This window comes from Bacillus sp. RCC_6_1 (assembly GCF_041360755.1).
Lineage (GTDB): Bacteria > Bacillota > Bacilli > Bacillales > Bacillaceae_G > Bacillus_A > Bacillus_A cereus.
This window is the reverse complement of the sequence record NZ_JBFUPV010000002.1, coordinates 922559-939111: the sequence shown is the minus strand read 5'-3', so window position 1 is coordinate 939111 and position 16553 is coordinate 922559. Positions and strand designations below refer to the sequence as shown.

The window sequence follows — 16553 nt, the reverse complement described above, 5'->3', positions numbered from 1 at the left end:
TCCGCTACATTAACATTGTTGGATTAAAATCAATTGAGATTTGTAGCTCTTTTTGCATTTCTGCTTGATAATGTTCATTTACCATTTTGAGCACGTTCTTTAAGTTTGGTTCCCGTTTGTATTTTATCATGCATTGATAACGATATCTATCTTTTATCCTTGGAATCGCTGAAGCAACTGGTCCTAGCACCATTGTTTGCTGTGAGCAATGCGTTCGTAAATACGAGGCAATTTTTTCCGTCACTTGTACCGCTTTTAATAATTCAGGATGAGATACAGTTACGAGTACAACATAGTAATATGGGGGATATTGTCTTGTTCGTCTCATTTGCATTTCTTGGTCAAAAAACACATCATATTGTTGGTTCTTCGCTAACTCTATACTGTAATGTTCTGGCGTATACGTTTGAATCACAACTTCCCCTGGCAATTCATGTCTACCCGCTCGTCCACTTACTTGCGTCAATAGCTGATATGTCTTTTCACTCGCCCGAAAATCAGGTAAGTGAAGCATCGTATCTGCAGTTAACACCCCAACGAGCGTTACTTTCGGAAAATCTAATCCTTTAGCAATCATTTGTGTTCCGAGTAATATATCTGCTTTTTCTTCCCCGAACGCCTTTAATAATTTTTCATGCATTCCTTTTCGACTTGTCGTATCTACATCCATTCGAATGACTCGTGCCTCTGGAAATAGTTTTGTAATTTCTTCTTCTACCTTTTGTGTACCTGTACCAAAGAAACGAATGTATGTACTTTGACAAGCTGGACACTCAGTTGGCATATTCTCTTCGTAACTACAATAATGACATTTTAAACGATGATTCATTTTATGATATGTCAATGAAATATCACAATGCGGACATTGAACAACATACCCACAATCACGGCACATAACAAATGTAGAATGACCTCTTCTATTTAAAAAGAGTACCATTTGTTCTTTCTTTTCTAATCGATCTGCTATTTTTTCATGCAGCGCCTTAGAAAACATTGATCGATTCCCGTCACGAAGTTCTTCTCGCATGTCAACAATCTCTACCGTTGGTAAAGCTTGTTCATTCATACGTTTTTCCATTGTTAATAGTTCATAAACACCTTTTTTCGCCCTTGCAAACGATTCAAGTGTTGGTGTCGCACTACCAAGAACGATAGGACATTTATGATATTGTCCTCTCCAGACAGCTACATCTCTTGCATGATACCTCGGATTATCTTCTTGTTTGTAACTTGATTCATGCTCTTCATCAATAATAATAATCCCTAAATTCTCAAAAGGCGCAAAAACAGCTGAACGCGCACCAACTACAACTTTCACTTCTTTTCTTAAAATCTTACGCCACTCGTCATACTTTTCTCCAACAGACAACGCACTATGAAGAACTGCAACTTGTGAGCCAAACCTACCTTTAAAACGATCCACCATTTGGGGCGTTAGTGCAATTTCAGGAACAAGAACGATAGCTTCTTTTCCTTTCTTGAGCACTGCTGCTATAGATTGTAAATATACTTCTGTCTTTCCACTTCCTGTAACACCATATAGTAAAAATGGATTATAAGTTTCATTTGTAATTGATGATAAAATCGGTGTAATAACTTGTTTTTGTTCCTCCGTAAGTGGAAATGGTTTTGTTTGTTCAAAATCATCATCGTCATACGGATTTCGGTATACTTCCACATACTTTTCTGAAATGAATCCCTTTTTAACAAGTGCTTTTATTGGAGCATCTGTTATTTGTAACTCTTCTGTAATTACTTTCAACGGTGCACTTTTATAATTTTCCACAAAATAATAAAGTACATCTTGTTGTTTTTTACTTTTCAGTTCAAATGCCGCTAATTCCAATTTATCTTCTGGCAACTCCGGCTGAACCACTCTTTGCTTCTTCTTTTGTACTTTATCTTTCACTTGATAAACGACTTCAACCGTACCATTTTTAATTTCTTGTTGAATAGTTCGGTATAAATGTGGCTGTTGCTCGATTACTTCAAAATCAATTGCTTCTTTATCCTGAAATAAATATAGTATTTCAGGTGCTATTTCTTCCTGTTTACAAAGTTGTAGACGTTTTTTATACGTTGCTTTTATCGCAGTTGGAAGCATCACTTGAAAAGCTGAAATCATGTAGCATAACGTTTCACTTGTAAGCCAATATCCAAGCTTTAATAATTCATCATTTAAAACCGGTGTTACATCTAATATTTCATGGATTGTCTTTAACTTCTTACTTTCTACATCCACCGAATCTTTAATCCCAATAATAAAACCTTGCAATTTTCTTGGGCCAAACGGAACTACTACACGCATTCCTGTCTGTACAATATCTTCCCATTTTTTAGGGATAATGTAATCAAATGGTCGATCTGTCTGACGGGCAGGTACATCAACAATTACACTTGCAAATTTCATAAACGATCATCTTCTAACATCATTTCAATTTGCTTCAATATTTCACGAGCTACCTCTTTTTTCATTAAAATTGGCAACTCAATAACTTTTCCATCTTTTCTATACATTGTTACAATATTCGTATCCGTGCCAAATCCAGCTCCTTGCGCTTTTACATCATTCGCGACAATCATATCTGCATTTTTCTCACGTAGTTTTTTCGTTGCATATTCCTCTACATTTGTCGTTTCAGCAGCAAAACCGATAAGTAACTGTTTATCCTTTTTCTGACCTAACGTTTTTAAAATATCCACCGTTCTTTCAAGTTCAATGACAGCATCACCATTTTGCTTTTTCATTTTATTCTCATGAACATATTTCGGACGATAATCTGCAACTGCTGCTGTTTTAATGACAACGTCTACGTTTTGATAATGTTGAAGAACCGCTTCTAACATATCTTGTGCAGATTCCACTTGCACTGTCGTTACATGTAACGGTGGATTTAATGCTGTCGGTCCTGAAACAAGTATAACATCAGCGCCTAAATTCGCTGCCACTTCCGCAATCGCATACCCCATTTTTCCAGAAGAAAAATTTGTCATAAAGCGAACTGGATCAACCTTTTCACGTGTTGGGCCAGCAGTTATTAATATTCTTTTTCCCTGCAATGGTTTGTGTTCTGAGAAAGCTTCCTCTAACCGTGCAATAATTGCTTCAGGTTCTTCTAGTCGTCCCTTCGCTACATATCCACATGCTAAAAAGCCTTCCCCAGGCTCAATAAATGTATATCCTAGCGTTTTCAATGTCATCATATTTTTTTGAACTATTTTATTTTCATACATATGCACATTCATAGCAGGCGCAATCCATACCGGAGCTGTAGTAGCTAACAAAGTAGTTGTAATCATATCATCTGCAATACCACCAGCTAACTTTCCAATACAATTGGCAGTAGCAGGTGCGACAAGTACAACATCCGCCCAATCTGCTAAATCAATATGAGCAATAACAGCTGAGTCTTTCTCATCAAATGTATCCGTATATACATCATGGCGAGAAAGCGCTTGGAATGTAAGAGGCGTAACAAACTTCATTGCCGACTCACTCATCATTACTTTTACAATCGCGCCAGATTGTGTCAATTTACTCGTTAACGCAGCTGCTTTAAAAACCGCAATGCCTCCTGTTACACATAGAAGTATCTTTTTCCCTTTTAGCATATGACTCGTCCTCTTTCTTTTTCAAACTTATAATACTGAAATAGAATTCTCAGCTCGTCAGTACCAATATTTCATTCCTTTCGTAAAAAAATAACAACCTACTTGTAAATAGGTTGTTACCGTTACATAGAAAATTATAAAGTCTATGTTTTATTTTGTCGAAGGCAAAGGCTTATTCAGCTACTTTATCTTCACTTGGTACGTAGCTTAATGCTTCTGCATCGATTTCTTCTAATGCTTTACCTACACATTTATGAGAAACAGGTTTTTCTACAACACAGTTATTAGCAAGTTGCATTTCACGCGCGCGTTTTGCAGCTACTGTTACTAATGTGTACTTAGAATCGATTTTTTGTAGTAATGAGTCAATTGATGGATTTAACATAATTATAGACCCTCCGTCATTTCTTTATAATATTTTGCTACCCTTTCGCGGCGGCAATGTTCGCCAACCACAATTGCTTTAATTCTATCACAAGCTAATTCAACTTGATCGTTTTCTACTACATAGTCGTAAGCGTCCATCATCTCGATTTCTTCTTTCGCTACAGTTAAACGATTTTCAATAACATCTTCAGTCTCTGTACCACGTCCGACAATACGGCTCTTTAGTTCAGATAAACTTGGAGGTGCTAAGAAAATAAATACACCTTCTGGGAAAGCTTTCTTAACTTGAATTGCTCCTTGCACTTCAATTTCTAAGAATACATCTTTTCCTTCTTGTAATGTTTTTTCAACATAGTCAATCGGTGTTCCGTAATAATTACCTACGAACTCAGCCCACTCAAGTAATTTTTCATTACGAATCATTTCCTCGAATTCTTCTCTTTCTTTAAAGAAATAATCCACACCATCTACTTCACCTTCACGCGGCTTACGTGTCGTTACTGAAATAGAGTACTGAAAACGTGTATCCTCATGGCTAAACAGCTCTTTACGAACCGTCCCTTTTCCAACCCCAGAAGGCCCTGAAAGAACGATGAGCAATCCTCTTCTACTTCTCATAAATATGTAAAACCTACCCTTCCTCACTTAAATCTTCTTTATTATTCAAACGATGTGCAATCGTCTCTGGTTGAATTGGACTTAATACAACATGCCCATCATCCATAACAATAACCGCCCTTGTTTTTCTCCCATACGTAGCATCAAGCAAAGCATTATGTTCGCGTGCTTCCTGTACTGTCCGTTTAATAGGAGCTGACTCCGGACTTACAATAGCAATAATTCGATGAGCAGATACAATATTTCCGTATCCAATATTTAAAAACCGCATGGCCATAGTTTGCGCCTCCTAGTAAGTCTATCCGATTTCTCCACCACGTATAACTTTATATATTTTTTGAAAGCTACTCAATATTTTGTACTTGTTCACGAATTTTTTCAAGGTTATTTTTCATTTCTACAACATATTTTGAAATTGTTAAGTCATTTGCCTTAGAACCAATCGTATTAATTTCTCTATGCATCTCTTGCACGATGAAATCCATTTTCCTTCCAACAGGCTCTTCAATCTGCAATGTTTCACGAAATTGCTCTAAATGACTTTGCAAACGAACTAACTCTTCATGAATATCACAACGCTCTGCAAAGATTGCGACTTCTGTTAGCAATCTTTGTTCATCTAGATCTTGATTATGTAATTCTTTTAAGCGATTTTCTAATCGTTCACGATATTTTTGTGTAACAATTGGTGCATGTGGAATAATTGCATTTACACAGTTGCTAATCTCTTGTAAACGATACGCTATATCTTTATGTAATCGTTCTCCTTCGCCATCTCTCATCGTTTTCAACATATGAGCAGCTTGACGAACAGCCTCATATAAACTGTTCTCAAAATGTTCATTTACATTTTCTATTTCTTCAATTGCTGTTACTTCTGGCATTGCCATTAATTGCTGAAGTGTAATAGAATCTTGTAATTGAAATTTTCCTTTTATATCTTCCATCATCGATTGGTACTGCTCAAGAAGTGACCAATTCACACTTAATTTTCTTTCAACAAGTCCTTCACCTGCTATACTAATAGACACTTCAATGCGTCCACGTCGAACTTGCTGTGCAATTATTTTACGAATTTTGTCCTCAAATACCATCATTTGCTTAGGAAGTCGAATACTCATCTCTAAAAAACGGTGGTTCACCGATTTCATTTCTACTGTAATTTGAAAAGTATCACTTTCTACTTTCGATCTTCCAAACCCTGTCATACTAGAAATCATTTTTATCACATCCAAGCCATAAAATAACTCAATGAAAAAGGTAATAGAGACAAGGCTCTACTACCTTCTGTAAATTATATCACATTTTCATAACATTGACTATTTCAAGTTTAATCCCTTCTTATATAATATCGGCTTTTTCTTCTTAGCCTTTTTCCCTGTTAATAAAGAACCTACTAGTAAGAAAGTCGGAATTGATGACAAACCTCCAATTAATAACCAATCTCTTGCTTGTATCGGCATTGTGCTAAAGATTGGTTGTAACGGTGGATAATATATAACCACTAGCATGAGTAGTAACGAAATAATAACCGCCCCTACTAAATACACGTTCCCAAATGGATTACGGTGAAAGACAGAATGCTCACTACGACAATCAAATACATGAATAAGCTGAGCAAGTACCAACGTCGCGAACGCTACAGTTTGTGCATATTTCAGTTCATTTGGATGTTGGTTATACGCAATAATAAACGCCACTAACGTCACTGCTCCAATTAAAAACCCTCGACTTATTATTTTCCACGCAAGCCCTCTAGCGAATACCCCTTCTTTCGGGTGACGCGGTGTTCTCTTCATCACATCTCCTTCAGCCTTATCCAAACCTAATGCCATCGCTGGTAAACCATCAGTAACTAAGTTCACCCATAAAATTTGAATAGGAACCATCGGCAGTGGTAATGCAAGTAACATCGCAAATAACATAACTAAAATTTCTCCAACATTTGACGCCAATAAGTAGCGAATGAACTTACGTATGTTCTCATATATATTTCTTCCTTCTTTAATTGCTGATTTAATTGTAGCAAAATTATCGTCTAGTAAAACAAGTGAAGAGGCTTCTTTCGCAACATCTGTCCCTGTAATTCCCATCGCTATCCCAATATCCGCTGTTTTTATCGCTGGAGCATCGTTCACTCCATCACCTGTCATCGCTACTATATGTCCTTGATTTTGCAGTGCCTTAACAATTTTCAATTTATGCTCAGGTGATACACGAGCGAATACATACGTATCTTCTACAACATTTTCTAATTCCTCCACATCCATATTCGCGAGTTCTACTCCTTCAACAACGCGTCCATCTGGTGGTAAAACTCCTAATTGTTCAGCAATCGCCATTGCTGTCACTTTATGATCACCTGTAATCATTACTGTTCGAATACCAGCTTCTTTACACTCTTTTACCGCCTGCGCCACTTCTGGCCTTGGCGGGTCAATCATACCTTGTATTCCAACCAACATAAAATCTTTTTCAACGTCTCTTTCATGTTCAATAGAATCCGTGACTTTTAAAGGTTTAAACGCAACTGCAATTGTTCGAAGCGCTTGACTACCTAAGCTATGAATAGCCGCCTGTACTTCTTTTCTATATAGCTCACTTAACGGCTGCTGCTTATCCCCCCATAAGATTGTTTGACTCAGTTGCAAAAGAACATCCGGTGCTCCTTTCGTAACAATAAACTTTTTCCCCTCTCGATCTCGTACAATAACACTCATCATTTTTCGAGTTGAATCAAAGGGGAATTCACGAATAATTTCAAATTTCCCTTTTAATGCCTCACGTGTTATCCCAGCTTTCATTGCTGCAGCTACAAGCGCTCCCTCTGTCGGATCTCCATCTAATACGTACGCCTTTTTCTTTTGAATAATATTTGCATTGTTACATAGTGAACCAAATGTAAGTAGCTGATAAAGTGATTTTGTCTTAGCTGGATTCACTTCTTTTTCACCTTTCATAAAAGAGCCATTAGGTTCATATCCTTGCCCTGTCACTTTCCACAATTCTCCGCCTGACCACATATGTGTTACCATCATTTTGTTTTGCGTCATTGTTCCCGTTTTATCAGAGCATATAACAGAAGCGCAGCCTAACGTTTCTACGGCCGGTAACTTCCTTACAATTGCTCTCTTTTTTATCATACGCTGTACACCAAGTGATAAAGCTACTGTAACAATTGCTGGCAATCCTTCTGGAATAGCCGCAACAGCTAGCGATACGCCAGCTAAAAACATATGATATACTTCATTCCCTTGATACACACCAGCCAATACAACGAGCGCTGTCAAAATAAGAGCTACAATAATTAATATTTTTCCGAGCTGTTCTAACCTTCTTTGCAGTGGCGTTTCCATTTGCTCTGCATTTTGCAACATATTTGCAATTTGCCCCATCGCTGTATTCATACCAGTTGCTACAACAACTCCTGTACCAGATCCTCGCGTAATCATTGTCCCCATAAAAGCCATATTTTTTTGATCCCCAATTGCAACATCTTGCCCTTGCAATGCTTCTACCTTCTTTTGTACAGGTACGGACTCCCCTGTCAAAGCAGACTCTTCAATATATAAACTTGATGCCTCAACAAGACGCACATCAGCCCCAATACGATCACCACTGGAAAACTTAATAATATCCCCTAAAACAAGTGCTTTAGATGGTGCTTTTACCCACTTTCCATTCCGCATTACAGTAACTTGCGGAGCGGCTAGTTCCTTTAAAGCTTCCAATGATTTTTCAGCTTTTCTTTCTTGAAAAAAGCCGAGAATACCATTGATAATAACAATGGCAACAATAGCAATAGAATCAATGTATTCACCTAAAAACGCAGAAACAATTGTTGCTCCAAACAAAACGAGTACCATGAAATCTTTAAACTGTGCTAAAAATACCATTAGTGCAGAAGGCCTTTTTGCTTCTTCTAATTCATTAGTACCAAATTTCTTTACTCGCCCTTCTGCTTCTTTCTCTGTAAGTCCAACCTTTACATTCGTATTCGTTCTTTCTTCCACTTCATGTGCTCGCATTCCATACCAGTTCATCCTGCTATCGACCTCCTGATTCCAGACATACTCTATTGAAAGCTTATTCAGCCTCGTCCAAAAAAATGCTATAATTAACATTTAGTTAGAAAGGAGTGTTCATTTATGGCATTCGATGGATTATTTACAAGAGCGATTACACATGAAATTGAAAATTCTCTTTACACAGGAAGAATTTCCAAAATATATCAACCTTCAAAATACGAGATTTTATTACATATTCGAGCGAATGGAAAGAACCAAAAACTAATTCTTTCATCTCATCCTACATATGCGCGTATGCACTTAACGAATCAAAACTACGATTCGCCAGCAATACCGCCGATGTTCTGTATGCTTCTTCGCAAACATTTAGAAGGTGGATTTATTGAAAAAATTGAACAAATCGACTTAGAACGCATTATTCAAATTACAGTTCGCAGTCGTAATGAAATCGGAGACGAATCATTAAAAACATTAGTAATTGAAATAATGGGACGACATAGTAACATTATCTTATTAGATACGAAAACAAACGTGATTTTAGATAGTTTAAAACACGTTTCATTAGCCGTAAACCGTCACCGAACTGTATATGCTGGTGCTGAGTACGTCGCGCCACCAGCCCAACATAAAATCAATCCTCTGCAAATTGAAACCGCAGATGATTTTATTAGACCGCTAGACTTTCTATCTGGAAATATGGATAAACAACTCGTCGGTGCTTTCATGGGAATATCCCCATTATTTGCAAAAGAAGTAGTAAAGAAAGCCGGTATGGCAAACGAGAAAGCATTATCAGAAGCATTTTTCTCTATACAAACACCATTACTATCTCATGCATATACACCTACAATGATTACTGCAAATGGAAAAGAATTCTTTTATCTTTTCCCTCTTACACACTTGCAAGGAGAAGAAAAAACATTCTCATCAGTGAGCGAATTGTTAGATCGTTTCTTCTTTGGCAAAGCAGAACGTGATCGTGTAAAACAACAAGCTCATGATTTAGAACGCTTTATGCAAAACGAAAAAAATAAAAACGAGAAAAAACTCATTAAACTCGAAAAAACACTGCAAGATGCTGGAAAAGCAGATAAATATCAACTATTTGGAGAGCTACTTACAGCCAATATGTACGCTTTAAAAAAGGGCGATAAAGATATTGAGGTCGTTAATTATTACGATGAGAATGGTGGAACTGTAAAAATTACATTAGATCCTTTAAAAACACCATCTGAAAATGCACAACGCTATTTCCAAAAGTATCAAAAAGCAAAAAATTCAGTTGTTGTTGTAGAAGAACAAATCGAAAAAACAAATGAAGAAATTCTTTATTTTGATAGCTTACTTCAACAAATGGAAGCTGCTTCTTCAAAAGATATTGAAGAAATTCGTGAGGAATTAGCTGAAGAAGGTTATGTGCGCAATCGCAAAACGAAAAACGCAAAGAAAAAGCCTACTAAACCAGTATTAGATAAATATGTAGCAAGTGATGGCACAGAGATTTTCGTTGGTAAAAACAATAAACAAAATGATTATTTAACAACGAAGTTTGCCCGCCGTGATGAAATTTGGTTACATACGAAAGACATACCTGGCTCTCACGTTGTCATTCGTTCTTTAGAGCCTGCTGAAGAAACTTTACTAGAAGCTGCCAAAATTGCTGCCTATTACAGTAAAGCGAAAGAGTCTAGCTCTGTACCTGTTGATTTCACCAAAATACGCCATGTCAAAAAACCGAGTGGTGCAAAACTTGGTTTTGTTACGTACGACAATCAGCAAACCGTATATGTAACACCAGATGCTGATATTGTAATGAAATTAAAAGCGTAAATAAAAAATGCGTTGCTTATAAGCAACGCATTTTTTTATATTCGTTCACACTAATTCATATACCCATTTACTAATTCATAACACCTTGCTTTTGTCATCTTATATTTCTCTTCTGAGGCTTCGATACGCCTCATCGTTCCGTTATTTGTATCAGTACCAATTGCTTTAACTTTACTTTCTTTTTCTTTAACCCACGCAATTTGTTTCGTTTTTAACGACTGGAACGCATCAGCTGACATCGTACTTTTTAATGTACTGTAAATTTCATTTAGTTTATTATCCCACAGTTCATAATTTCCTTCTATTTCATTTACTATATCATTGGTTGACATAGCATTCGTATGTTTTTCTTGTTTATCTATAGCAGCTAATTCGCTTAAAACATTTGCTCTATCTATCTTTGAAGAAGATTCTTTTTGCGATTGTTTCTCGTCTTTTGAGCCTGTATACGCACTGGAATCCTTTCTCTTTACTTGTTCTGTTTCTTGAATATTTCTTTCTTTCGTTACTTTTTCATACCTATTTTCATCTACATTGTATGAAATAAGAGATGTTTTCGCATTTACAGTAATTAATCCGTTACTATCTTTGAATATATATTTCTTATCGCCACTATTTTCTTCACTTACAAATGACACATTCTTATCGTCTGGCATTTGTAAAATTCTATTTGCTTCTTCTTTTGTAAGTTTTAAATCTTCAGGAAAAACGAATGACCATTTATCCATTAACCATTCCCCTTCTTTATACACCAAATGAAATTCCCATTCTTGGGCCGCATGACCTATTTCATCTTCTAAACTTAATGTATGTACCGTTAAATTTTCTTTATCTTGTGAAGAAGAAAATCTTATTTCAGATTGAAAATAATTTGGGAATGGTAACATATCAGTCTCTCTCGATCTATTAAAGTTATTAAGCAATTCAGGAAGCTGATTCTCTACAAACTTTTTTGAAACTAATCCCTTAACTCCTTTTTTAACTGTCTCTAAATCCCCAGGATTATTTCGGCTCCATCCATTTTCTTTTTCCATCTCACTAAACGCGTTTGCTATTCCATCTACACTCTTTCTTACAATCTTTTTTGCTTCTTTTTCTGTCACTTCTGGCGCTTCATCAAGCTGGTCAATCATTTTATTCACTTGAACTTTGTTTTCACTTGTTTCACACCCCGTTATAACAAGCATACTAGCGGCCAAACAAAATGACATTACTTTACTTAATTTCTTCATACATTCACATTCCTTAACCCAATTTTTTCGTTACATCTCTTTACCTACAAAAAAACGTAACAATCCCTTATTATACCAATTTTTTAATTTATTTATACAAAAAATATAATATTTAAATTAAAAAGATTTTGTTTGCAAGTTTACATTATTGTTCATTCACATAAAAACTTACTGTAAAAATTTTATATATATTTATTTTACATCCGTCTAGTTTTTTTGACACACAGCTACCCTCTTCTCTTTTATTCTAAATAAATATATTGGCACAATTCTTGCTTTATTAATGTAAAAAGGAGGAATTAAAATGAATATAAGAATAACTAACATCCAAAAACAACTACATAATTACGGAATCGACGGGTTACTTATTACAAAGAAAGAAAACCGTCAATACGCAACAGGCTTTACAGGTAGCGCTGGCGTCGTCTTAATCTCTGCCGATCAAGCTGTTTTTATCACTGATTTCCGCTATGTAGATCAAGCGAAATCACAAATAAAAGATGCTGAAATTATTATGCATAAAGGAAATTTAGAAAAAGAAATTGCACATCAAGTATCGAAATTAAACATTCAAAAACTTGGAATTGAAGAAAACAACATGACATTGCAACAATATAAAAACTTGCAAAAATACGTACAGGCGGAAATGATTCAAGTGTGCGAAATTATCGAAAATATTCGTATCATTAAAGACACGCCTGAAATAGAAACAATGAAAATTGCAGCTAATATCGCGGACGAAGCATTTCACCACATTCTTACGTTTCTAAAACCAGGAATAAGTGAAAATGCTGTACGAGATGAATTAGAATTTTTCATGCGAAAAAAAGGGGCTACATCTTCTTCATTCCAAATTATTGTAGCCTCAGGCGTTCGTTCTTCACTTCCCCATGGAGTTGCATCAAATAAAATAATCGAACGAGGGGATATCGTTACATTAGACTTCGGTGCACTTTACGACGGATATTGTTCCGATATAACACGTACTGTAGCAATAGGGGAACCCTCGGAAGAATTCAAAAAAATATACAATGTTGTACGAGAAGCGTTAAAACGTGGGACTGAAGCGATTAAGCCTGGAGAAACTGCGAAAAGTATCGATGATATAACGAGGGATTACATTACAGAACATGGATACGGTCAATACTTTGGCCACTCTACTGGGCACGGTCTTGGGTTAGAAATACATGAACCGCTTCGCCTATCCCAAGAAAGTAAGGTAACTTTACAAGAAGGTATGGTTGTTACAGTTGAGCCGGGCATTTACATACCGAACTGGGGCGGTTGTAGAATTGAAGACGATATCGTCATTACAAAAGAAGGCTATGAAGTTATTACAAAATCAAATCGGGAACTAATTGTTATTCCTTGTTGAAATCATAGAAAAAAATGCCACCGAATAAGGTGGCATTTTCTTTTATTCATTAACGAATAACTTTTCGTTTACTTTTTTAACGATTACCACTACCGACATTAATATACATATTAAATACAGCATTTTCGCAATAAATAACCACCCTTAAAACATTACAATTCCATCTATTATCTCATTTCCTTTCAATAGCAAAAACGGAATTGTGCTAATAATAATGACAAACTCGATACTGAAAACAAATTTCTTTTTTCGGCTATATGCTTTCCATTCATTCCAACGATACATAGATGCAAAAATCAATACTCCTATACATAATATAGCTGGTACCCAGTCACTGTTAAGGAATTGTCCTGAAATAACTGATAATAGTAAACAAACGAGCACACCATAATATCCTATTTTCTCTCTCATTCGTACTCCCCCATTCTACTTCTCCTTTAATACGTAACTTGCTATGCTTATAATAATTCTTAGAAAAATAACAGCTATAATTACAATATAAAGACCTTTTGCAGACGACATCCATTCTTGAAAAATAGACGTTTTCTCTATTTGTTTCTGCCCTTCTATTAAAATAAACCCTACGAAAAATGAGCAAACAACAATGACACCTATCATAATTCCGATACTTTTCTTACTATATTGTTTCATATCATCCCAGTTATATAACAGTATAAAAACAAAGCCGAAAACAGGTATGATACTGATCCATTCATTGTTTGTAAACAAATTTAAAGTGATTAATAGACTACAAGATATGGTAAATCCCCAAAACCCAATTTTTTTGCGCATAAGTTCTCCTTCAATTCCATTTTTAGGATTTTTCGTATTGTAACACCCATTTATCATTCTTACCATTACAGTACATGAAATTTCATTTTTTCTTTTTCCTATACTCACATACTTTCACTGCTTTCATACAATACACTACACGAATGCCTAAAGGATGTGAATGTTATGGGAGTTGAATTAACGCTATTACACGCTCTCTACATTATTTGTTTACTCACTATTATTACCTTTTTTATTCTCCGAAAAGATACGACTATCATTTGTATCGTTTTTATCTTTTTATTAGCATTAACTGCAACAAGTTCTATCCCTCTTGCCATTAGCGGAATTTTTCAAAGTTTCATTTACGCCATTACTGAGCTATTACCAACTATATTAATCATCTCCATTATCGTATCAATGAGCAATTTACTCGTTCATACTGGCATAAATGATACGATGATTTCACCATTTACAAAAATGATTCGTACACCTACACTCGCCTACTGGATTATCGGCCTTTTAATGATGACCATTTCTTTCTTCTTTTGGCCTTCTCCAGCTGTCGCCTTAATGGGAGCTATTTTATTACCGGTTGCTGTACGTGTCGGCCTTCCTCCAATTGGGGTTGCAATTGCTATGAACTTATTTGGACACGGCATCGCCTTATCTGGAGACTTCGTTATTCAAGGTGCACCGAAATTAACTGCAGACGCGGCTGGTCTCCCTGTTTCCAGCATCGTATCTGCAAGTGTTCCACTCGTTATCGTTATGGGCATTGTGACAACTTCTGTCGCTTTTTTCTTCTTACGAAAAGAGTTTCATACAGGCTTATCTATACAAGAAGCTATTCCATCAACTGAGTCTTCTAAAACGCTCACTTCATTATCTTCTCGCATAAAAAAATGGCTCGCTATTTGTATCCCTATCATATATATCATTGATATCCTTTGCATGATTCAATTTAAATTACAAGGAAGCGACGCAACTGCACTTATCGGCGGAACGACTGTTATTATGATTATCATCATTTCCCTCATCGCCTACAAAGGAAATGGACTGAATAAAACGACCGATTATTTCATAGAAGGGCTCCAATTTGGCTTTAAAATTTTCGGACCAGTTATTCCTATCGCTGCACTCTTTTATTTAGGAGATAGTGGATTTGTAAAAATTATCGGGGACTATTTACCGAAAGGTTCACACGGAATCATTAACGACTTAGGCATCGCTTTATCTCAAACTGTTCCTTTAAATCAATATGTATCGGCAGGGACATTAACCATCGTTGGTGTCATTACCGGCTTAGATGGATCAGGTTTTTCAGGTATATCACTTGCTGGTTCCATTGCCAATCTTTTTGGAACAGCACTTGGCCATGGAACAGCTACATTAACAGCACTCGGGCAAATTGCAGCTATATGGACCGGGGGCGGGACGTTAATTCCTTGGGCACTTATTCCTGCTGCTGCGATTTGTAAAGTCGATCCATTTGAACTTGCACGCCGAAACTTTTTACCGGTTGTTATCGGTTTAATTGTCACCACGATCGTTGCGATGTTTATTCTATAACGTAAGCAAGTGTTCTCTTGCTTACGTTTTTTGCTTGTAAAATTCATCATGAATTATCAGTTTTCAAGAGGGATTCGTTATTACTTAGCGAAATTATATTAGGAGAGTAATTATTTCAAAACGTTTACGAGAAACAGATTACTGCAATTAGAAAAGGGGACATACCTATGAATGAATTGATTTTCGTCTTATTAATTTGTCCATTACTTATCTTTATCGTTTCTGTTATTGGAACGCGCAAGACGAAAACGTATTACGTAATGCCGATTGTAACGTTTGCTAGTTTTTTAATAATAGGTGTTATCGCCTTTACTCCAAAATTTTTCTTTTGGGTTGGCATGTACAGCATCTTCTCATTTATTGTTTCTTATATGACTTTATTGTTTGTAAGAGGATATGAGCTTGCAGAAAGCGCTAAGTAGTTAAGGAGATTGTAATATGATTTTCTTTGATATTGATGGAACTTTACTTGATTATGAGGCTGCAGAAAGAAATGGTATTATAGATTTTTTTCAAATATATAATACTATTTTTTCAGGCAATGAATTAGAGGCAACGAAAGTCTGGCATGAATTATCAGAAGAATATTTCAACAAATTTTTGTCCAAAGAATTATCTTTTCAGGAACAACAAAGGATGCGAATGTATCATTTATTTAAAGCATATGGAGTAAACTTATCCCCCGAGGAATCTCAGCATAAATTCAATCAATATATAGAACTATATAAGAACAACTGGACCGCATTTGAAGATGTAAACTATACATTACAGACCTTGCAGGAAAAAGGGTACTCATTAGGTATCATTAGTAATGGTGAATATGAGCAACAAGTCGAAAAGTTAACTACTCTAAACATTCTACAATATTTCAAATATATATTTACTTCTAGTGAACTTGGGATATCGAAACCAGATCCTGAAATTTTTCACAGAAGTGTATTACAATCGAATCTTGAAATGAAAGATTGCTATTATATTGGCGATCGATTAGAGACTGATGCGATTAGTAGTACAGCAGCTGGGATGCAAGGGATATGGTTGAATCGGGATAACTCACAAATCAAGTACGATATTCCTACTATCTGTTCGTTACATGAAATTATAACAATGATATAAAAAAGACGACCG

General features: G+C 35.9%; 14 protein-coding genes and 1 pseudogene. 5 read left to right on the top strand and 10 right to left on the bottom strand.

Annotated elements, in window-relative coordinates; genetic code table 11:
• Positions 1-4: 4 nt before the first annotated feature.
• The 7 genes from priA to AB6801_RS11055 all read right to left on the bottom strand — a co-directional run bounded on the left by priA (position 5) and on the right by AB6801_RS11055 (position 8660).
• Positions 5-2410 carry a primosomal protein N' gene (priA, locus tag AB6801_RS11085; protein ID WP_000666715.1) on the bottom strand — a complete coding sequence of 802 codons (2406 nt, stop codon included), beginning with the start codon at positions 2408-2410 and terminating at the stop codon, positions 5-7.
• Positions 2407-3612 carry a bifunctional phosphopantothenoylcysteine decarboxylase/phosphopantothenate--cysteine ligase CoaBC gene (coaBC, locus tag AB6801_RS11080; protein ID WP_000911749.1) on the bottom strand — a complete coding sequence of 402 codons (1206 nt, stop codon included), beginning with the start codon at positions 3610-3612 and terminating at the stop codon, positions 2407-2409. Before coaBC ends, priA begins: the two co-directional genes overlap by 4 nt.
• A 172-nt stretch (positions 3613-3784) precedes the next feature.
• On the bottom strand, positions 3785-3997 hold the full coding sequence (gene rpoZ, locus AB6801_RS11075) for a DNA-directed RNA polymerase subunit omega (RefSeq protein ID WP_000933960.1): 213 nt from the start codon (positions 3995-3997) through the stop codon (positions 3785-3787).
• A gap of 2 nt (positions 3998-3999) precedes the next feature.
• Entirely contained in the window at positions 4000-4617 is a 618-nt protein-coding gene (gene gmk / locus AB6801_RS11070) for a guanylate kinase (protein ID WP_001257741.1), read from the bottom strand.
• A 13-nt stretch (positions 4618-4630) separates the two neighbouring features.
• Positions 4631-4894: an extracellular matrix/biofilm regulator RemA gene (remA, locus tag AB6801_RS11065; protein ID WP_001251456.1), complete on the bottom strand. Its 264-nt coding sequence runs from the start codon at positions 4892-4894 to the stop codon at positions 4631-4633.
• A 67-nt stretch (positions 4895-4961) separates the two neighbouring features.
• The gene (locus AB6801_RS11060) at positions 4962-5837 is read right to left on the bottom strand and encodes a YicC/YloC family endoribonuclease (RefSeq protein ID WP_000625869.1); all 876 of its coding nucleotides are present in this window, start codon (positions 5835-5837) and stop codon (positions 4962-4964) included.
• A 99-nt stretch (positions 5838-5936) separates the two neighbouring features.
• Positions 5937-8660: a calcium-translocating P-type ATPase, SERCA-type gene (locus AB6801_RS11055; protein ID WP_001104775.1), complete on the bottom strand. Its 2724-nt coding sequence runs from the start codon at positions 8658-8660 to the stop codon at positions 5937-5939.
• Positions 8661-8765: 105 nt separating this feature from the next.
• Here AB6801_RS11055 and AB6801_RS11050 point away from each other — a divergent pair, with 105 nt between their 5' ends.
• Complete coding sequence (locus AB6801_RS11050) at positions 8766-10475, top strand: Rqc2 family fibronectin-binding protein (protein WP_000863279.1); 1710 nt, start codon at positions 8766-8768, stop codon at positions 10473-10475.
• Between the two features lie 50 nt (positions 10476-10525).
• Here the strand turns inward: AB6801_RS11050 and AB6801_RS11045 are convergent, their stop codons facing one another.
• Positions 10526-11707 (bottom strand): lysozyme inhibitor LprI family protein, encoded by a 1182-nt coding sequence (locus AB6801_RS11045; RefSeq protein WP_069605175.1) that lies wholly within the window; start codon positions 11705-11707, stop codon positions 10526-10528.
• Positions 11708-12011: 304 nt separating this feature from the next.
• Here AB6801_RS11045 and AB6801_RS11040 point away from each other — a divergent pair, with 304 nt between their 5' ends.
• Complete coding sequence (locus tag AB6801_RS11040; RefSeq protein WP_001026208.1) at positions 12012-13082, top strand: M24 family metallopeptidase; 1071 nt, start codon at positions 12012-12014, stop codon at positions 13080-13082.
• A 42-nt stretch (positions 13083-13124) separates the two neighbouring features.
• Here the strand turns inward: AB6801_RS11040 and AB6801_RS11035 are convergent.
• Positions 13125-13493, bottom strand: a pseudogene (locus AB6801_RS11035) (YoqO family protein).
• Positions 13494-13508: 15 nt separating this feature from the next.
• Complete coding sequence (locus tag AB6801_RS11030; RefSeq protein WP_001227565.1) at positions 13509-13874, bottom strand: YoqO family protein; 366 nt, start codon at positions 13872-13874, stop codon at positions 13509-13511.
• 165 nt (positions 13875-14039) lie between these two features.
• Here AB6801_RS11030 and AB6801_RS11025 point away from each other — a divergent pair, with 165 nt between their 5' ends.
• The 3 genes from AB6801_RS11025 (at position 14040) to AB6801_RS11015 (ending at position 16541) form a co-directional block, all read left to right on the top strand.
• On the top strand, positions 14040-15425 hold the full coding sequence (locus AB6801_RS11025; RefSeq protein ID WP_000537865.1) for a hypothetical protein: 1386 nt from the start codon (positions 14040-14042) through the stop codon (positions 15423-15425).
• A 167-nt stretch (positions 15426-15592) separates the two neighbouring features.
• Positions 15593-15847, top strand: coding sequence for a YbeF family protein (locus AB6801_RS11020; protein WP_001003933.1), 255 nt, complete (start codon positions 15593-15595; stop codon positions 15845-15847).
• Positions 15848-15863: 16 nt separating this feature from the next.
• Entirely contained in the window at positions 15864-16541 is a 678-nt protein-coding gene (locus tag AB6801_RS11015; protein ID WP_000575795.1) for an HAD family hydrolase, read from the top strand.
• The last annotated feature ends 12 nt before the right edge of the window (positions 16542-16553 follow it).

What these genes read in the sequence shown, in the direction of transcription:
- AB6801_RS11045 (WP_069605175.1), bottom strand. Translation starts at nt 11,707, where the DNA reads ATGAAGAAATTAAGTAAAGTAATGTCATTTTGTTTGGCCGCTAGTATG.
- AB6801_RS11050 (WP_000863279.1), top strand. Translation starts at nt 8,766, where the DNA reads ATGGCATTCGATGGATTATTTACAAGAGCGATTACACATGAAATTGAA.
- AB6801_RS11015 (WP_000575795.1), top strand. Translation starts at nt 15,864, where the DNA reads ATGATTTTCTTTGATATTGATGGAACTTTACTTGATTATGAGGCTGCA.
- remA (WP_001251456.1), bottom strand. Translation starts at nt 4,894, where the DNA reads ATGGCCATGCGGTTTTTAAATATTGGATACGGAAATATTGTATCTGCT.
- coaBC (WP_000911749.1), bottom strand. Translation starts at nt 3,612, where the DNA reads ATGCTAAAAGGGAAAAAGATACTTCTATGTGTAACAGGAGGCATTGCG.
- AB6801_RS11060 (WP_000625869.1), bottom strand. Translation starts at nt 5,837, where the DNA reads ATGATTTCTAGTATGACAGGGTTTGGAAGATCGAAAGTAGAAAGTGAT.
- AB6801_RS11040 (WP_001026208.1), top strand. Translation starts at nt 12,012, where the DNA reads ATGAATATAAGAATAACTAACATCCAAAAACAACTACATAATTACGGA.
- gmk (WP_001257741.1), bottom strand. Translation starts at nt 4,617, where the DNA reads ATGAGAAGTAGAAGAGGATTGCTCATCGTTCTTTCAGGGCCTTCTGGG.
- priA (WP_000666715.1), bottom strand. Translation starts at nt 2,410, where the DNA reads ATGAAATTTGCAAGTGTAATTGTTGATGTACCTGCCCGTCAGACAGAT.
- AB6801_RS11055 (WP_001104775.1), bottom strand. Translation starts at nt 8,660, where the DNA reads ATGAACTGGTATGGAATGCGAGCACATGAAGTGGAAGAAAGAACGAAT.
- AB6801_RS11025 (WP_000537865.1), top strand. Translation starts at nt 14,040, where the DNA reads ATGGGAGTTGAATTAACGCTATTACACGCTCTCTACATTATTTGTTTA.
- AB6801_RS11030 (WP_001227565.1), bottom strand. Translation starts at nt 13,874, where the DNA reads ATGCGCAAAAAAATTGGGTTTTGGGGATTTACCATATCTTGTAGTCTA.
- AB6801_RS11020 (WP_001003933.1), top strand. Translation starts at nt 15,593, where the DNA reads ATGAATGAATTGATTTTCGTCTTATTAATTTGTCCATTACTTATCTTT.
- rpoZ (WP_000933960.1), bottom strand. Translation starts at nt 3,997, where the DNA reads ATGTTAAATCCATCAATTGACTCATTACTACAAAAAATCGATTCTAAG.